Origin of the sequence: Providencia lanzhouensis (assembly GCF_050469745.1) — a bacterium.
GTDB classification, from domain to species: Bacteria; Pseudomonadota; Gammaproteobacteria; order Enterobacterales; family Enterobacteriaceae; genus Providencia; species Providencia lanzhouensis.
The window spans coordinates 2,504,648-2,521,231 of record NZ_CP174123.1 but is presented as its reverse complement, the minus strand read 5'-3'; the positions used below and the strand labels follow the sequence as shown (position 1 = coordinate 2,521,231).

Below are 16,584 nucleotides of genomic sequence, written 5' to 3'. Positions count from 1 at the left end.
CCAGAAGGAAGTGAATACCCGTATAGACATTGGATGCTTTATATTAACGGTCATTATTATGACCTTTTAAACATAAAGAAGATGCCAACAAGAGAAACAAAGCATAGAACGACGACAATGTTAGAAATCCCATCGCTTCTGGGTCAATCCTTTCTATATCGATGAGTTTCAAAACCAGCGGCACTAAGTGGAAGATCTAAAGCCCATTGAGGGTTAGTAGAGAGTAATTCGGATAAGTGTTCACTGTTGAAGGCTGAATTATCAAGAGTCTCAGTTAACACTTCATCGTGTATAGTTAAAACAATCTTATAACCGTGATCTTCAATCGTGGACATGTTACCCGCGAGAATATCTCGAGCTGCGGCTTGGGTTACATTTTCCACCAGTTTTCCACCGTAGGTCTTCAATCGTTGCCATTTACGGCTATAAGAGTTAACGCCCATATAGCTGATTTGGCCGTTCTCGTTACGTGGTGATGGGTAACAAATTACACGGCCTGAAGGTAAAGCGATACGTAGCCATGCTTTATCTCTTCTGACTTTAAGCTTGCGACAAGAAAAGGTTACTTCTGGTGACGTAATCGCTCGGCGAACGGTATCTTCCAATTCATACCAGAAAGACACCGTTTTAGGGTGTGCATTTCTCCACATGCGTTTAAGTGAATCACAGGTGATAAACACGGTTTCATTGAGAGCGAATGTTTTCTTGGTTTCAACAGATTTTTGATACCAATTCAGTGCATCTTGTTTAACTTTGATGGGAATATTAGGTAGCGCCGCTTCAGCGAGTTCATCTAAATCTAGACCATAGGTGAGTGCGAACGTTAGAAATGCAGCGACCCCGCCACCATAGCCTAAACCGAGTTCCATCACTTTCCCAATTTGGCGCATATTTTTGTTAATATTGTCGGGGGCAATATCGAAAGCTCGAGAATAAGCCAATTTATATAAGTCTGTGCCAATACCTTTATCAAACTCGCTAAATGCTGAAATTTTCCACGTTTCACCCGCTAGCCATGCAAGAATACGCCCTTCAATATTGGAAAGATCGGATACAACAAGTTTTTTACCTTCTGGTGCTATAATGCAACCACGTAAAGCTGAACTGGTTAGCTGCATAATGTCATCGTAAATAAGGTCTGCACATCCTGCTTTTAATGCTTCAATACCCATATTAATGGAACTCTGGTCAAGTGTCGGTCTTGGCAAGTTTTGCGGTTGAAATAATCGACCGGCCCAACGCCCTGTACGAGAAGCTCCGCAAAATTGCAATGTTCCGCGCAAGCGACCATCAGAACTTACTCCATTTATTAACGTACTATATTTACTGGTGCTGGTTGTATTTGCTTGCAAGCGAATAACCAATAGCTCGCGCAAAGGGAAGGGGGTATCGGAATCATTGATGCAACGTTCTAATGTGCTTTTTTGCATATCAGGCAAGTTAACGCCAAAAGAGGCAGAAATATATTGCAGTAAAGCATCACGTTGTGTTGCATTTTTTACCTCATTATCTGTAAGTTTTTGGGTGAGCTTAACCAAGCGTTTTTGTTCAGTTTCGACCGCGTCGATAGCGGAAGTTGCTAATTGGATATCCATATAGACACCGCGATCATTAATTTTTTGGTCTCGATGCCAGTGATCTAATTCAGTATCACAATAGTTCCAACTTGGTAAGCGCTTATGTATTGCGCGCATGGCTTCAATATCTAATCCTGCATAGGCAACAAAACGTTCCCACTCTTCGGGATGAGTTTTGCTTGTCGCGCGATGTAATGCAGCGTTTTTAGGATGAGGTTTACAAAATAATTGAATTAACTTTTTACCTTCCTTATTTTTGGCTTGATCCAAAGGAACATCAAGTATTCCACATAGCGTTTCTAGTGCCCCGGGTAAGCCGTGTGCTAATGCTTGAACCATCGTGTCTCGCCAGCGGCTGACATCTATCTTAATGCCATGATGCTTAAGTATTGTGCGATCAAAATGGCTGTTATGTGCATAAATAATAGTATTAGGGTCTGTTAACGCTTCTTTTAATGCTATAGGTATAGATGATTTATTTGTAATATCCCAAACGTTAACCGAATTGTTGTTTAACGCCCAAGCAAAAAGCATAATTTCAGCGGTTTCCGCATAAGAATGCACACCGTATTTAATTGGCTTTTCATTGAATGTTTCGAGGTCGAGCCAGAGTATATTTTTCATAATTTATAAGAGGAGGGGGTATATGATATTTTTCTCAACACAAGATTTAGGTCCATTTTCTGAGTATTTAGAGCTGATAAAAACTATTTTAGGTCTAATAGGTTCAGTTATCGCATCTTTAATCACTTTGTTTAAAATTGGACAAAAATATTTCAAGTCAGGTGAAAGTAATAGATTGATTAGGAATAAAGAATATTTAATCCAATACAATGAATTTCTAAGTGGGACGGATAAGGAATATATTAGAACTAAAATAAATGATACTGTTATGGCTAATATTACACAAGAAAAGAACAAAACTTTTAGAGACTTGAAAATAATTTTATCTAATTATACTGTTACGTCTGATATTTGGTTTATTTTGAAAAAAGTAAAACGATATTTATATATTGATAAAGGTATTCTGTATGTAAAGTTAGATACGGCTTACACGGTGAATTACTGGATGGAAAAATTCATGGGTTGTATTTTAGCATTATGGTTGGCGTTATTTATACTCCTTGTGTATATAGACTCACCAGATACTTTTGAAACGGGGAAGTATTATCTTTTACTTTTGATTGTCTTTGTTATTTCGATTGCATCTATATGGTTCTTTATAAATTCCCCTCGAAAATCTAAAGTTAATACTGTAGTTAATGAAATCAACAAGATAATATCTGAAAGTTAATTTCAATGGAGTTAACTTGTTGATTATACATTTTTGCTCGCAGAATTATAACCTGCGAGCGTGTCACTATCGCGAAATTATAATTACTTTTATCCGTTGACATAGATTATTTAAAATAAAGTAAAAATAAATCACTTGTTGGCAATATTTGTAGAATATATGACGAAAAGGTAGGGGTTTAATCTGAGTTATATAGCTATACTAAAATGTACTACGAGTAATATATATTTAACCCTTCAATATTTTTTCGGCTAAATTGATCACTTCAGCGAGTTTATTTTCAGGCACTTGCCCTAATTTTTTTGCTTCGAACTTAGTAAGAATTTCAACGGCTTCATTGCGGTAACCATTTTTAGCTAGTAGTAAAATCAATTTTTCTGCTTGGGCGAAAAGTGCTTTAGGATCAGTTAGGCTTTCATTCGTTGCCTTAATTTCAGATTTAATAGGTAAGGGGAGGTTTTCAGGCTTCAAAGGGGGATTAAGTTGTACGATACCGTTAGATTGTATTGTCGTAATTAGTTGGCGCATGACTTCGGTATTTTCTTTAATTATTAGTTCGAGACTCATTTGATACCTCAAAGATACAAAGTGATGGGAAAAGTGGTGTTAGGCTTTTGTTTAAGAATTTCAATTTTCTGTTGATACCGTAAAAGGCGGATGTTGTTATTCATCGGAAATCTATCCGAGAGTAAAATTTGAACTTTTTTCATTAAATTATTTCCAGTGGATGATTTGACGTTTAGATATTGCTAATGATGAGATGCGCTATATTGTGTATTAATGAAAATAACTCTGCTCCATGATACAAGCATTGTTTAGCTCACCATAGGTCACTCATTGAATGACCTATAATTAGTTATTTGCATTTGTACAATGCTTTGCTGCCAGTGTTGCCCATTCCTTGCCATTTTACTCTCATATGGAAGTAACCTTCTTAACAAACAGATCGTGCCTGTTAATACGTCGCATTTTTGCGTAGGGGTCTCAGCAGATAGCTTTGTACTGTTACGATTTTCTATATTGTTAAAGAGCAAGTTTTTACTAGTTAAGTAGTAACCATTGCAAATAATAATACTATAAAAATAGTAAATGTAAACAGATTAAATTGTATTATTGCATGAATAATCCCTATCTATTTGTTTTATAAATTAATTGAATGAGTAAGAATGATATATCAATGTGAAAATGAGTCTTCTTGGTTCCTTACAAGAAAACTCTAATGGTAGGAATAATGAGTGCAATTATCTTTTTCGGCGGTAAATTCTATGTTCGACCATAACGCCAATGAGTGCTATTTGGTAGTCGTGGCTATTTAGGGTAGGATAGTCTGGATTCAATGGAACTAGCTCAAACTCACCGGTACCAATGCCTAAAGGACGATATTTTTTGAATGTACCTTGGTTACCACCATTTTTGGCAAAAACAAATTCACCAGGGTTAGGACAAAGCTCAGTATCGATAACAACAATATCTCCTTCTTTAAATTCAGGATTCATACTGTCACCCTCAATTCTCAGTGCGAAAGCATTTTCGCTAATGTCATCATCGACTAATATATACTCAAAATTACCTTCATGATCTGTAATTGGGTCTGCATCCTTAAATAATCCCGCTTGGACATAGCTTAATAAAGGCACTCGACGAGAGTTTACCTCAGTCATTGGCATAATACTTTTACCGTTGAGTAGCCATTCTGGATGGCACTGTAGGGCTTTGGCTAGCTCTATGATATTTCTTGGTTTTCTAGTTCTTCCGTTTTCAATTGACTCTACGGATTGTTGGCTAATATTGGCGCGTTCAGCTAATTCCGATTGAGTCAAATTAAGTTCTAATCTGCGCTGTCGTATTCTTGTTGCTAATGACATTCTTATGCCCCCTGTGAATATTTCATACCCTACTATTAATACTAATTTTATTGTATTTGACAAACAATATTTGTGGTGATTGAATACTATGAAAATTGTTAATAGGAAACGTTATGACACTTGGTAATAGAGTAAAACAAAGACGCAAGCTACTTGGTTACACGCAATATGTTTTAGCGAAGCAAATCGGTTTAACACAGCAAGCGATCAATAGGATAGAGAGTGATGCTATTTCTCGACCTCGCTTTATCCTTGAACTAGCACAAGTTTTAGAGTGTGACCCTGAATGGCTATTAAAGGGACCACTAGTTTTAACGAAGGACTAACCTATGCGGATCACTTATTCAGTAGGGCGCTCGGCCAAGGATAACCGCCCTCAATCAGCGCAAGCATCGAGTTTTGAAGAATACAAGTTAGCTATCAAAGCGCTTAGAAAAAAGATTTACATTTTGCCAACTGACTCCATTGAGACAATGCGAGAGAAAAAGGCGCGTCTTAATTATATCTGGGGAGCGCTGAACAATGAGACCAAAGGACGTAGTGCTATCAATGCTGGGACTCGCCAGGTTCTTTGGTTAGATATGGATGGATGTTCTTTAGGGGCTTGGAATACGTTAAAAGGCGTTCTGAGTATGTATTGTTGCTTTTGTTATACCACCGCTAGCCATGAGCACGTTACCGTAAAGAATGAACAACGTTGGCGCATCGGCATTATGCTAGATAGCAGTGTAACGGCTCAACTTTATTCCGAATTAGGTTCATGCGTTGAACAAGAAATCATGAACTGTTACCAGCTACTTAGCGATGAACCTATTAAATGGGATCACTCAGTGTACGAGCCATCACATATGGTATTCGCACCACATGAGAGTGCGCAATTCTTAGAGTTCGAGGGGGCTGTTATCCATGTAAAAACCATTCTAGCCTCAGAGCTTACATCACATAGTAATAAAGCAGATATTTCTAATTTTAATGTTGTACCTGATGATGATTCTTCGCGCTTAACTGCCCTGCATAACGTTAACAGGAATACCTTTGATGACATGCGATCTGCGCTTTGGCACCCGGAGGTATTAAGTCTTGCCGAAAATTATCCAACTTGGGTGGGAATGGGGAACCGTTTGGCATGGTTTAAAAATACGCGTTATGAAGATAGAGCCAAAGCATTATGGATTGAATGGTCAGCTAAAGCAGAAAAAGGTAACGAGGAAGCGGCATTAAATAAGTGGCCTCAACTTTGTGCGAATCGAACGGGTTATCAAGCAATATTTGCTATAGCCCAAAAAGTAGGTTGGGTTAATCCTAGTATTAAACGCTTCAGTACGACTCGAGTTACTGTGAATGATTTTCATAATACTCAGCAAGTGAATGAATCGTTGTCTCAACCATTATTCAAGCGTGATAAGTATGGTCAGATAGAGGCCACCATTGATAACGCATCTAAAGCCGTCATGCACCCTGATTTTATCGATATTGAAATTCGCTTTGATGCTTTTCGCGATCAAATCATGTTCTCGCCGATTGGTTCTAACGAATGGAAATCGTTTTCTGATGCTGACTATTCTCGGTTACGTATTGTTATGGAGAAACGTGGGTTCAAAGCGGTAGGACGTGAGTTGGTTCGTGATGTGGTTTTACTTGCCGCAGAGGAGAACCAATACGATTCCGCTATCGAATGGTTAACTAGCCTTGAATGGGATGGTGCTAAGCGAGTGGATAGATTCTGCCATACGCATTTTGGCACAGAGGACTCGGCTTATACCCGTGCGGTTTCTCTCTATATGTGGACAGCAATGGCAGGGCGTGTATTGGCGCCAGGTATTAAAGCTGACATGGTGCCAATACTTGTTGGTGCTCAAGGATGTGGTAAATCCTCGGGTGTGGCGGCTTTATCACCAGACCCAGCTTCCTTTGTGGAAATTTCTTTTGCAGAAAAAGATGATGATTTAGCCCGTAAAATGCGTGGTCGTATTGTGGTGGAAATTGGTGAACTACGTGGCCTAAGCACGAAAGATCTCGAATCTATTAAGGCATTTGTTACTCGTACCCATGAAAATTGGATTCCAAAATTTAAAGAGTTCGCTACACAGTTTCCTCGTCGCTCACTAATTATCGGAACCACTAACGAGGATGAATTTTTAGCCGATCGTACGGGTAATCGCCGTTGGCTTCCTATTGAAGTGGTGAAGGTCAATGTAGACAAGATTAAGTGTGATGCTCTTCAGTTATGGGCTGAAGCGCGTGAAATATTTAAAGCGGACGGAATCCAATATCGAACTGCTGAATACTTAGCTACACAGATTCACGATAAACATACTATTAAAGATGCTTGGTTAGAAATTATTGAGCGTTGGTTGGACGAACCCGACGTAATGACAGGTGAAAAACCGCGAGCCCGCCGTTTTTTACGATCAGGTGAAATTTTGCAGGAAGCACTAAATATTGATCCCAAAAACATCTCAAGACGTGAACAAATGCGAATTGGTAACGTTTTACAAAGTTGTGGGTATAAATCAGTACAACGGCGTGTGGACGGTAAGGTTGCACGAATATATGAGTCACCTGTAGCAACCTGTACCAACTACTAATGATTAGGTTAGTAAGATTAATTTATTGATTTTTAATGATTGTATCAATCGTACCAACCGTACCAACCATTTAGAGTGTTGTATCCCTATAAGCTATAGATAGACCTTTGGAAGGTAATAATTAAAAAGGGTCGGTACAGTTGATACCCGTCGATACTGAAATAAATTTCTTACTTTTTATACTTTCCAGCCAACTAAATATTTTGCGTCTTTATTGATTCATAAAAATTGGGTGTCGCTGGTACTGAAAACACAGGTTAGAAACTATGAACAGAGATATACAGAAAATTTTGGTGCATTGGGGAGGATGGTCAGCTGGTGACCATTATGCGATGGTTGGTTGGTCTTCTGTCGCAGCAGGTTTTAATCACTATGCAATGGGTTCGCGCGGTAGCAATAGGCTTTCGTGTAGCGACGAAGATGGGTTAGTGATTGATTTATGCGTCGCTAAACTATCAATAGTTGGTATGGAACGTGAAAGGGCTTATCTGGAAGAATATTATATTAAGGGACAATCTAAACGTGCAATTGGACGTAAATTCAAAATACGAGAAGGAGAAGTACGTGAAAGAATGCAAAGTGCAGAAAGTTTCGTCTTAGGTTTTTTGGAAGCCCTTAATATTCAATTGGATATGGATTTATTGTACGAAAAGTGTTCGATCGATGCGCCTAGATTAGTGCGCGCGCAAAACCTGTGTTAATCTACCTAAAATGATTTCTCTATTGACAAGAAAGCCCTCAAGTTTGAGGGCTTTTTTTGTATGGGAAGTTTCTATCAAGAAGATTTTCAAGACAAACTATTATGAATAGAAGAATCTCATCTCAAAGAGATATTTTCTTTAACATTATCTAACAGCCACTTCGGTGGCTTTTTTTTCATCTAAATTTAGGCACTCCGTAGGGGTGAAATCGTGCGTATGGATAAATATAGCAACGCAGCCTACGGTAGTGCTGGGCTTACAGCATTTTTCGCGAGTCTATCGCTTTATGAATGGGGCTTTATTATCGGGATGGCGTTCAGCATGATCTTAGGCTTGGCGACTTTCTTCATGAATAGGTGGGAACAACGAAAACGAACCCGTCTATTTGAAGACCTGGTCAATAAGACAGACCCACAAAACCCCTCTGCCACCGCTCGAAAAGCCGCCGAGCTTATGGCGAAAGCGCCAAAGGATATCTAATGTCACTCAAACAAAAATTAACTGTGCTTGTTAGCGCAGGGGCCACGGCTATCGCTTTAACAGTCATTACGCATTTTGAAGGTGTTAGATATGAGCCATATGAAGATGTGGGCGGTGTATTAACGGTCTGTTATGGACATACGGGAAAAGACATTGCTCCCAATAAAGTTTATTCCAAAGATGAATGTAATGAATTGCTTGAATCAGACTTTCAGCGCACAAAACAGCAGGTAGATAAATTGGTCAAGGTGCCTACTGACGATCACACTAAGGCCGCGTTGTATTCATTTGCCTTTAATGTTGGCACAGGCGCATTTGCTAAATCGACAATGCTTAAAAAGCTCAATGAGGGTGATCAATATGGCGCTTGCGAAGAGTTGAAAAAGTGGGTCTACGCTGGTGGTAAGGTCTGGCGTGGACTTGTTAATCGCCGAGAAGCGGAGGCGGCTATATGTCATGGAAATCTATAGTTGCGGTGATTGGCTTAATTATCTACATGATTACCTTTCTGGGGAGTGGATTTTATTTACTCACAGACAACACATGCAGCATCGATAAAGCCAGTTTAGAAAAATGTTGCCAGAGTGCGATTAATTATCACAAGGGTAAGCAGGTGATTTATGAAATTCGATAAATCATTCTGGCTATTCATTATGGTTGTTGGTCTGGGTTGGTGGGTTGTTAGTGTTCACGATGATAATAAGCTACTGAAAAAAGAAAACTCAGAGCTTATTGATAGCATTCAAAACTACGAGCAGCACATTGACTCCCTCCACCAACTCGATACTAAACATACTCAAGAGCTAACAAATGCAAAAGCTGAAATTGATAAGTTGCGTATTGCTGCTGAGCGTAATCCTGAGCGGGTGTACATCAAAGCAAGCTGTAAAAAAGCCGAAGGCACTACCACCTCCGGCATGGATGATGCAATCACCGCCCGACCTACTGACTCCGCTATCAGAAATTATTGGTTACTCAGAGAGCGAATTGCTGAGTCACAGCAAATGATTTTAGGCTTACAGAACTATATCAAAACACAGTGTTTGTAATAAGGAATGGGTATAGATCTATAAGTGGAGCATTTATCTATACATTCTTAAATTTAATTTAAGCTCTTCCTTTTAGTGCCCTCGATGAGGGCTTTTTTATTGGAGAAAAACATGGCTCTTTATGTTTATTGTTCGTTATCAAATGACCAGCATTATTCCGTTGATGAAGGTCAAATTTTTATTGCTGGTCAGGCTAACGTTATGACCGAATTTCCGTATACCTCCATTGGTCGTATGACAACAATTTCAGATGAACAATTTGTGCAACTAAAAAATAATTCTGTATTTCAACTTCATAAGAAAAATGGATTTATTCGTGTTGAACATCATCAAGATGTTATTCAAAGGAATTCTCCAGCTACAAATGCGAGCGATGAATTGTCTTTGAATAAGTCAAATCTATCAAAAGTAACAACGCAAAAGACCTCTAGAACGAGTAAAAAAGGATAGCCATTATGGACAAGCATATCTTTCCTATTGATCAATTTCGCATTCTTCGTCCGCAGTTTAATGCTTTGCTTAAAGATGATGTATTGATCATTGCTGAATCTGCTCTCCATTATTTCCCTCCATCTAGTGATGCTTGTTTCAATGAGTTGTGGATGCTAGTTGTGGCACACATGTTGGATTTGAATCAACGGATTACTGAAGGGATGGCGCCAACTGGTGTTATCACAAACGTGACAATGGACAAAGTAAGTATTTCATTTACCTCTCCTCCTAGCGGCTCCGACTGGTCGTATTGGTTCAAAATGACAACCTATGGACAGCAATTTTTAGCTTTATTCCTGCGTTGTGAACTGACTCAACATGCAGATAGCAAAGCGTCTTCTGAATTACGTAGCGTAGAAAATGGGGCATGAGAAGGGAATGGTAGTAATAGCTAAATTATCTCAGTTAATGCCAGTTTTATCTCAGTTGCATCAAGGAGAATAACTATGTTTGGAAATATATATCGCCAAGTATCTCGATATATTCCACAACAAAAAACCTTATGGTTTCGTTTTAAAAATAGAGTCACCGATGAGCGAGGACATGATCATAACCTGTACCATGAACCCACTGAAATTTATGGTAACTGGCAAGCAATAGAAACCGAAGATGCTCAAAGTATGGGATTTGATTCCAGTTCTATTTATCGTCGATTTTATACATCTAACAACATTAAAGGTATTCGGCGTAGTACCTCCCCGGACTATCTCGTTTTCAACGGTAAAAAATATGAGGTTACCAGTGAAATGGATTGGTACGAGCAGGATGGCTGGAAATCGGTGGTGTGCATTGAGGTAGGTGCTTATGACAGATAACGACGTTGACATCGCTATCCGTAAGCAGCTGCTTTTTCAACTAAAGGAGGCAAAGATTGAAATTCCGGTAAAAGCTGGTTTTCAAGCGACTAGGCAAGGTCGCGATGACAATATGGTGATATTTTTTCCTATTGATGAGCGTGGTTATGGTTGGCAAGAAAGAAAGTACGATGTACAAGGTAAACATGCGAACCATCAAGAAAAACAACCGTCTGAAAAAACATATCAATTTCAAGTTCTTATCACTGATTTTGGGTGTTTTACCGCTAGTGACATTACTGCAATAGTTAGAATGATCACCAATTCATTAACTTTCGTTGAAGCGCTAAAAAAACAAGGTATTGGCACTCAACGCGCAAGCAATATTCGTAATCCCTATTTTCTGAATGATTACGGTAACTACGAGCAAAACCCCTCGTTTGATCTCATTGTTTCGTTCACTCGAACATTACACCTTGATACAGCTGTCGTTAGCGCACTGTATCCTGATATTCACCGCATATAAGGTTCTATTATGTCAATTAAACAAAATCGATACGTTGATATCGCATCAGCGGTCATTGGTGCGTCTGCTGTTCCGATGCGCAAGTTAACTGGTCGTTTATTTTCTTCAAATCCAAAAATTCCTGCCGGTAAAGTTTTAGAATTTACTAGTGGTCAGGTTGATGAATTATTAGGCGTGGATTCACCTGAAGCGCATTTTGCTCGTCAATATTTTAGTTATGTTAGCCCTGCGCCTGTTAATAAGCCCAAAGAGCTACAAATTGCCACCTATGAACCGATGGGGCGTGCACCCGTATTATTTGGTTCCAAGGCAGCAGCATTAGCAGATCTAAAAATGATTGCTGATGGAACCTTGTCCGTCACCATTGGTTCTATCACAAAAAATTACAAAGACTTGGATTTATCAGAAGTTAAGTCGTATGCAGACATTGCATCGATGATCCAAGCGAAATTGAATGCCGAGCCGGAGCCTCAATTCTCAAGCAGCTATTTGACGTTTAACTCATTGAATAGTGTCTTTGAGTTAAGTGGTGGCGTTCAAGAACGTGCCTCTATTGGTGTCGCTTATTCCGTGCTGTCGAATGCGATGGGATTATCATCTGGTACCGCATCCGAAGGTAACCCAGCACAAACACCACTCGAAGCTTTTATTGTGGCTGAACAAGTCTCTGACTCATTCGGTAGCGCAACATTCTTAGATGAAATGTCGTTAGAGCAGGCAGTACCGTTGGCTCAGTATGTTGCAGGTGAAAATGTGAAGTATCAACTGCATTTGAATGTGAGCAAAAATAAAGCAGAGGATTTCAGTGCTGCGCTAATCAGTACTGCGTCAGTGGGACTTAATCTTAAATCGGAAGATCATTATTTTGTTCAGGCATTACCGATGGCGATTATGGCTGCGACAGATTATGACCGTACTAATGCAACGACAAATTATATGTTCCGCCAGTTCAGTACTACATTCCCAGCCCAAGTGGTGACTGATAAATCTGCAAGTCATTACGATAAATTACGTGTGAACTATTACGGAGAAACGGCTGTTGCGGGTTCACAAGTTCGTTTTTATCAGCGTGGATTTTTATGTGGTAGCTCATCTAATCCATTAGATATGAGTGTTCATGCTAATGAGCAGTGGTTGAAAGCCTATATTTCTCAACAGTGGTTTAGTGTGCTACTCGCCACACGCGGTATTCCCGCCAATAAAGATGGTGAAGCCAGAGCATTAATGGTTATTGCTGGAGCTGTTACTAAAGCCCTTGATAATGGGACAATTTTAGCGGGTAAAGCACTGACTGAAGTCCAAAAACTGGCAGTCTCTGATGCCTCTGGTGACGATCTTGCATGGCATGACGTACAAGACAAAGGCTATTGGTACAACGCACAAATTGTTGAGAGTACCGGGGAAAGCGGTTTACCTGAATATGTCATGAAATACGTGCTGATTTACGGTAAAGGCGATTGGGTTCGTAAAGTCGAAGGTTCACATAACTTAGTATAAGGAATTAATAATGAATGATATTTCTGTAGCAGGCTTGGGCCTAATTATCCAGGCAACAAAAACATTCCCGACGGGAATTTTAATTACTACTTTTGCTGATGATGCAGACCCATTGGATTTACCTGCGGTGGATATTGCACAAACAGGCATGGATATAAACGGTAACTTAGTGAGTTGGGCCACACCTACACCTCAATCTATTACAATCAATGTATTAGCGGGTAGTGAAGAAGATAAAAACCTGTCTATTTTGCTGGAGGCGAACACAGCAAAAAGAGGTCGTCGTCCAGCAGGTGATAAAATCACGATGGTGGCATCTTATGGTGATGGTTCAACCGTTACTGCCCGTAACGGTAAAATTACCAATGGTAGCCGAGGTAATTCAGCCGCTTCTGCTGGGCGTTTAAAGTCCAAACAATACACGTTTGTTTTTCAGGATTTTGACAGTACCCGAATCCGTTAATTTACTTCCATTTATGGCGGGCTTTCCCGCCATTTTTTATAGGCTTATATCATGCTAATTAAACCGAAAGAAGTTGCTATTAAAGATGTTGATGGTAACGAAAAGCTATTTGTGATTAGTCGCTTACCTGCAACTGTAGGTAGAGAAATTCTCGCCAAGTATCCGTTGTCTAACGCCCCCAAAATTGGTGACTACGAAGTTAGTAAAGAGGCTATGTTTAAAATGATGGCCTATGTATGTGTAGTGATTGACGGAGAAGAAATTCAGCTTAAAACACAGACATTAATTGATAATCATATCCCAGATGGCGAGTCTCTAATTCGCTTAGAGTTGGAGATGTTGAAATACAATACTAGTTTTTTCGGGGGCGACGGGAGCCCAGGTTTCTTCCACTTCCTGCTCAGCAAGGTAAGCGGTTCACTCCCGTCGATTATAAAAACGCTGATGGGTTCTTTGCAGTCATCATCAGTGAACACCTCGCCACCTTCACGGAACTCAAAATCTCAATAGATTTAGAAGAGGCAATGGACCTATGGGAAATTGCAATTACGAATCGATATAACGAAGCGTTAGCGGCTTTAAAGGAGTGATAATGTCGTTAATAGACACATTTGTTCAGGTCTTTGAATTTGACACACGGCAAGCTGACCAAGCCTTTGACAAAGTACAACGCTCTACAGATGACATTATCGAAAGCATGAAGAGCGCTCAAGGTGCAGCAGAACAAAGTTCGCTCTCATTTGGCGCTGTGATGAATGAACTCTGGCAGTCGTTACAAGGAGCATCAGGCGAGTATCCCATTTATTTTTTGACTAATGCTGAACAGGTAAGTGAGCAAACTGCATCAGTGAAATCACAATTGGATTCAACGGGAACATCATTAGCGATATTGGATGAGCAGCGAGAGAGCGTTGACACGGGATGGAATTCCTCGCAATCAGTACTTAAAGATTTGGATGAAAGCTATCAATTTTTACAGAATGATATTGGCCAATACTCTACCGAAATGGTTGATTTAATTGCTACCGAGCAGCAAAGCTTAATCTCAAAACAGCTTGCTAGCGCTATTATTCAATCATTACAAGGCGATTATAGGCAATTAATCCATATTATTGATGAAATACGCGTCAAAGGAATTGAAGCGGCAGTTAGTGAAGTTGAAGCTCAAAAAACAGTTCAAAAGTCGTTAGATAACACGGAGAGTTTATACCAAAAGGTAGGAACTACCGTGGTCTCTTTTGCGAAAAAAGCATTAGGGGTTGTTGGTATAACAATGGATGCCGCGACATTAGTCAATGATGTGATATCTCGGGCAACTGAAATTGAATCTCTCGATAAGTTGGGGCAAAAAATTAATGTTACTACGGCTGATGTAGATGCATTCGCCGGCTCTATGGCTGCACTTGGAGGAAGTCGTGATGCGGCTCAAACCGATTTATCAGCAATGGCAAAATCGTTTGGTTTTACTAAAGACTCAATGGAAAACGTTTTGCAGACTGCCGATAAAGTGAAAGGGATGAAGTTTGATCAAGCTAAAGTAACTCTTTCAGGATTGGGTGTTAAGGATGACAAAACCGTCGAGCTCATGATGAAAGGAAGAAAAGAGCTAGAACGGATGATGGGTATCCAAAAAGAATACTCTGGCATTAATAAAGAAAGTATTGAACAGTCTATTAAATTTAACAAAGCGTTGCAGGGCGTTACACAGGCATCGGGTTTGTTGAAAAATAGCTTTTTAGAAATGGTCATTCCGGTTTTAGCTAAAGGACTCGGGTGGCTAAATGAATTCGTTAGTTTCTGTATAGATAACAAACAACTCGTTGTTTCATTTTTTACTGTCGTGGGTGCTGCGATTGCAGCTTATTATGTTCCTGCGATGATGATGGCTGCTAAATCAACGCTGTTAGCTACGTGGCCTGTTTTGGCAATCATCGCCGTTATTGCCTTGCTTGCTGCCGCATTTGCACTTGTGTATGACGACATCATGAATTTTATAGACGGTAACGATTCTATGATTGGCCGTATTCTTGATGAATATCCTGCACTAAAGGAGGTTATTCTCCAGGTTTGGCAAACATTTAAAATACTGTTTGAGTATTTGATGATCATGGTGAAATTTGTCGCTGATCTTGTCGTTGATGCTTATAACATAATGAACAATGCGTTAAATCAGTTTATTGATTGGTTAGTTTTAAGTATCAACGCGATAGTGAGTTGGGGGGAGGATTTCAAGGGTATTTTTAATACCGTATCTGATGCTGTTGTTGGTATTTTTAAATGGTTATGGGCTCAAATCAAGCAGTACCTCGGCTGGATTAATGATGGACTCGATGCAATCAAAAAAGGCTGGAGTACTGTTAAAGGCTGGTTTGGGTTTGAAGATGCAGAAGTGACTCAAACAGTAGAACGTAAAGTTTCAGCAGATGGAACTATTGAGCATACGATCAGCGAAACGCCAAAACTATCCGAAGAGGATACTGCTTTACTGGTACAAGGGCTGAATCAGCATATTTCTGGTATGTCGACCAATCCAATGAATCCTGTCACGAGTCAAGCAATTAATAATCAATCCGGCACAGTTAACGAGAGTACGGTTAACGTTGGTGAGATAAAAATTACCACTCAGGCTACGGATGCGCAGGGCATGGCGAATGGTGCTAAAGATGCTCTAGAGTCACATCTTCAGGATGTTGGGCAGCAATATGGTACAGGGTGGGGCAAATGATTACTGAAGTTAAAATATTCAATGTAGATGATTTTACGACACTATTTGAAACTGCTAATCCGATCAAAGTAACTATTCGTGATGAACATAAAGCGACTCAGTTTGCCGTTGAATCGGGGGAAAGCCGCAGTGATCATGTTGTTGTTCAGCCTATTGAAATTAACATGGATCTCATTCTTACGGGTGAAACGAAAAATGCTTTTGAACGAATGCAACAAATCTACGACACCCATCAATTAGTGGGCATTCAAACGCGTGTAAAAACCTATCAACCTATGTTGTTAGTCAGCTTTAGTCATGATGAAACACCTGATATGGCGGATGCGATTAACCTCTCATTACATTTTACTGAATGGCAAGCCGTTGAACCTGAGTATGGTGAGCTTCCTCCGAGAAAAGTCGCTAAAAAAGAGCAGTCTAGTACCGTCAATCGTGGGAAAGTTCAGACTGTGGCTGTGCCTGAAACTGAGAAAAAGAAAGGATCGGCAGCGACTCAAGGATGGGACTACATTAAAGAGAAAATGTAAGAATAT

General features: G+C 39.7%; 20 protein-coding genes. 17 read left to right on the top strand and 3 right to left on the bottom strand.

The genetic code is table 11. The features are described 5' to 3' along the window. Nucleotides 1–143: 143 nt before the first annotated feature. Complete coding sequence (locus tag ACIH2S_RS11975) at nt 144–2,201, bottom strand: DNA polymerase (RefSeq protein WP_036952825.1); 2,058 nt, start codon at nt 2,199–2,201, stop codon at nt 144–146. 22 nt (nt 2,202–2,223) lie between these two features. Between ACIH2S_RS11975 and ACIH2S_RS11970 the strand changes: the two genes are divergently transcribed. Beyond that, nucleotides 2,224–2,871 carry a hypothetical protein gene (locus ACIH2S_RS11970; protein WP_132495412.1) on the top strand — a complete coding sequence of 216 codons (648 nt, stop codon included), beginning with the start codon at nt 2,224–2,226 and terminating at the stop codon, nt 2,869–2,871. 228 nt (nt 2,872–3,099) lie between these two features. Here the strand turns inward: ACIH2S_RS11970 and ACIH2S_RS11965 are convergent, their stop codons facing one another. Both ACIH2S_RS11965 and ACIH2S_RS11960 read right to left on the bottom strand, forming a co-directional pair. After that, a complete protein-coding gene (locus tag ACIH2S_RS11965) occupies nt 3,100–3,438 on the bottom strand; it encodes a hypothetical protein (protein WP_036952828.1) in 339 nt (112 codons plus the stop codon). Nucleotides 3,439–4,112: 674 nt separating this feature from the next. Further along, on the bottom strand, nt 4,113–4,736 hold the full coding sequence (locus ACIH2S_RS11960) for a LexA family protein (RefSeq protein ID WP_036952830.1): 624 nt from the start codon (nt 4,734–4,736) through the stop codon (nt 4,113–4,115). A gap of 113 nt (nt 4,737–4,849) precedes the next feature. On the opposite strand from ACIH2S_RS11960, the gene ACIH2S_RS11955 reads away from it, so the two are divergent. The 16 genes from ACIH2S_RS11955 to ACIH2S_RS11880 all read left to right on the top strand — a co-directional run bounded on the left by ACIH2S_RS11955 (nt 4,850) and on the right by ACIH2S_RS11880 (nt 16,578). Next, the gene (locus ACIH2S_RS11955) at nt 4,850–5,062 is read left to right on the top strand and encodes a helix-turn-helix domain-containing protein (RefSeq protein ID WP_132495410.1); all 213 of its coding nucleotides are present in this window, start codon (nt 4,850–4,852) and stop codon (nt 5,060–5,062) included. A gap of 3 nt (nt 5,063–5,065) precedes the next feature. After that, nucleotides 5,066–7,324 carry a VapE domain-containing protein gene (locus ACIH2S_RS11950; protein WP_132495408.1) on the top strand — a complete coding sequence of 753 codons (2,259 nt, stop codon included), beginning with the start codon at nt 5,066–5,068 and terminating at the stop codon, nt 7,322–7,324. Between the two features lie 266 nt (nt 7,325–7,590). Further along, complete coding sequence (locus ACIH2S_RS11945) at nt 7,591–8,025, top strand: antiterminator Q family protein (RefSeq protein ID WP_036952836.1); 435 nt, start codon at nt 7,591–7,593, stop codon at nt 8,023–8,025. 210 nt (nt 8,026–8,235) lie between these two features. Further along, nucleotides 8,236–8,505 (top strand): HP1 family phage holin, encoded by a 270-nt coding sequence (locus ACIH2S_RS11940; protein ID WP_036952838.1) that lies wholly within the window; start codon nt 8,236–8,238, stop codon nt 8,503–8,505. Beyond that, a complete protein-coding gene (locus ACIH2S_RS11935; protein ID WP_036952840.1) occupies nt 8,505–8,975 on the top strand; it encodes a lysozyme in 471 nt (156 codons plus the stop codon). The genes ACIH2S_RS11940 and ACIH2S_RS11935 overlap by 1 nt, the downstream gene beginning before the upstream one ends. Next, a complete protein-coding gene (locus tag ACIH2S_RS11930; protein WP_036952843.1) occupies nt 8,957–9,139 on the top strand; it encodes a hypothetical protein in 183 nt (60 codons plus the stop codon). The genes ACIH2S_RS11935 and ACIH2S_RS11930 overlap by 19 nt, the downstream gene beginning before the upstream one ends. Next, on the top strand, nt 9,126–9,554 hold the full coding sequence (locus tag ACIH2S_RS11925; RefSeq protein WP_036952846.1) for a lysis protein: 429 nt from the start codon (nt 9,126–9,128) through the stop codon (nt 9,552–9,554). Before ACIH2S_RS11930 ends, ACIH2S_RS11925 begins: the two co-directional genes overlap by 14 nt. 111 nt (nt 9,555–9,665) lie before the next feature. Continuing rightward, the gene (locus ACIH2S_RS11920; protein WP_036952848.1) at nt 9,666–10,004 is read left to right on the top strand and encodes a hypothetical protein; all 339 of its coding nucleotides are present in this window, start codon (nt 9,666–9,668) and stop codon (nt 10,002–10,004) included. A gap of 5 nt (nt 10,005–10,009) precedes the next feature. Then, on the top strand, nt 10,010–10,417 hold the full coding sequence (locus ACIH2S_RS11915; RefSeq protein WP_349487893.1) for a DUF4054 domain-containing protein: 408 nt from the start codon (nt 10,010–10,012) through the stop codon (nt 10,415–10,417). A 75-nt stretch (nt 10,418–10,492) separates the two neighbouring features. Next, on the top strand, nt 10,493–10,861 hold the full coding sequence (locus ACIH2S_RS11910) for a phage collar protein (RefSeq protein WP_036952850.1): 369 nt from the start codon (nt 10,493–10,495) through the stop codon (nt 10,859–10,861). Next, on the top strand, nt 10,851–11,366 hold the full coding sequence (locus ACIH2S_RS11905; RefSeq protein WP_154636844.1) for a phage gateway protein: 516 nt from the start codon (nt 10,851–10,853) through the stop codon (nt 11,364–11,366). The genes ACIH2S_RS11910 and ACIH2S_RS11905 overlap by 11 nt, the downstream gene beginning before the upstream one ends. A gap of 9 nt (nt 11,367–11,375) precedes the next feature. Beyond that, entirely contained in the window at nt 11,376–12,863 is a 1,488-nt protein-coding gene (locus ACIH2S_RS11900; protein WP_036952856.1) for a DUF3383 domain-containing protein, read from the top strand. Between the two features lie 10 nt (nt 12,864–12,873). Next, nucleotides 12,874–13,326: a phage tail fiber protein gene (locus tag ACIH2S_RS11895; RefSeq protein WP_036952859.1), complete on the top strand. Its 453-nt coding sequence runs from the start codon at nt 12,874–12,876 to the stop codon at nt 13,324–13,326. Nucleotides 13,327–13,377: 51 nt separating this feature from the next. Next, nucleotides 13,378–13,836 (top strand): hypothetical protein, encoded by a 459-nt coding sequence (locus tag ACIH2S_RS11890; protein WP_132495404.1) that lies wholly within the window; start codon nt 13,378–13,380, stop codon nt 13,834–13,836. An 82-nt stretch (nt 13,837–13,918) separates the two neighbouring features. After that, a complete protein-coding gene (locus tag ACIH2S_RS11885) occupies nt 13,919–16,051 on the top strand; it encodes a hypothetical protein (RefSeq protein ID WP_132495402.1) in 2,133 nt (710 codons plus the stop codon). Next, nucleotides 16,048–16,578, top strand: a complete 531-nt coding sequence (locus ACIH2S_RS11880) for a phage baseplate protein (RefSeq protein ID WP_036952866.1) — start codon at nt 16,048–16,050, stop codon at nt 16,576–16,578. Before ACIH2S_RS11885 ends, ACIH2S_RS11880 begins: the two co-directional genes overlap by 4 nt. The last annotated feature ends 6 nt before the right edge of the window (nt 16,579–16,584 follow it).

Coding starts and splice junctions, on each gene's coding strand:
- ACIH2S_RS11975 (WP_036952825.1), bottom strand. CDS start 2,201: ATGAAAAATATACTCTGGCTCGACCTCGAAACATTCAATGAAAAGCCA.
- ACIH2S_RS11970 (WP_132495412.1), top strand. CDS start 2,224: ATGATATTTTTCTCAACACAAGATTTAGGTCCATTTTCTGAGTATTTA.
- ACIH2S_RS11965 (WP_036952828.1), bottom strand. CDS start 3,438: ATGAGTCTCGAACTAATAATTAAAGAAAATACCGAAGTCATGCGCCAA.
- ACIH2S_RS11960 (WP_036952830.1), bottom strand. CDS start 4,736: ATGTCATTAGCAACAAGAATACGACAGCGCAGATTAGAACTTAATTTG.
- ACIH2S_RS11955 (WP_132495410.1), top strand. CDS start 4,850: ATGACACTTGGTAATAGAGTAAAACAAAGACGCAAGCTACTTGGTTAC.
- ACIH2S_RS11950 (WP_132495408.1), top strand. CDS start 5,066: ATGCGGATCACTTATTCAGTAGGGCGCTCGGCCAAGGATAACCGCCCT.
- ACIH2S_RS11945 (WP_036952836.1), top strand. CDS start 7,591: ATGAACAGAGATATACAGAAAATTTTGGTGCATTGGGGAGGATGGTCA.
- ACIH2S_RS11935 (WP_036952840.1), top strand. CDS start 8,505: ATGTCACTCAAACAAAAATTAACTGTGCTTGTTAGCGCAGGGGCCACG.
- ACIH2S_RS11930 (WP_036952843.1), top strand. CDS start 8,957: ATGTCATGGAAATCTATAGTTGCGGTGATTGGCTTAATTATCTACATG.
- ACIH2S_RS11925 (WP_036952846.1), top strand. CDS start 9,126: ATGAAATTCGATAAATCATTCTGGCTATTCATTATGGTTGTTGGTCTG.
- ACIH2S_RS11920 (WP_036952848.1), top strand. CDS start 9,666: ATGGCTCTTTATGTTTATTGTTCGTTATCAAATGACCAGCATTATTCC.
- ACIH2S_RS11915 (WP_349487893.1), top strand. CDS start 10,010: ATGGACAAGCATATCTTTCCTATTGATCAATTTCGCATTCTTCGTCCG.
- ACIH2S_RS11910 (WP_036952850.1), top strand. CDS start 10,493: ATGTTTGGAAATATATATCGCCAAGTATCTCGATATATTCCACAACAA.
- ACIH2S_RS11905 (WP_154636844.1), top strand. CDS start 10,851: ATGACAGATAACGACGTTGACATCGCTATCCGTAAGCAGCTGCTTTTT.
- ACIH2S_RS11900 (WP_036952856.1), top strand. CDS start 11,376: ATGTCAATTAAACAAAATCGATACGTTGATATCGCATCAGCGGTCATT.
- ACIH2S_RS11895 (WP_036952859.1), top strand. CDS start 12,874: ATGAATGATATTTCTGTAGCAGGCTTGGGCCTAATTATCCAGGCAACA.
- ACIH2S_RS11890 (WP_132495404.1), top strand. CDS start 13,378: ATGCTAATTAAACCGAAAGAAGTTGCTATTAAAGATGTTGATGGTAAC.
- ACIH2S_RS11885 (WP_132495402.1), top strand. CDS start 13,919: ATGTCGTTAATAGACACATTTGTTCAGGTCTTTGAATTTGACACACGG.
- ACIH2S_RS11880 (WP_036952866.1), top strand. CDS start 16,048: ATGATTACTGAAGTTAAAATATTCAATGTAGATGATTTTACGACACTA.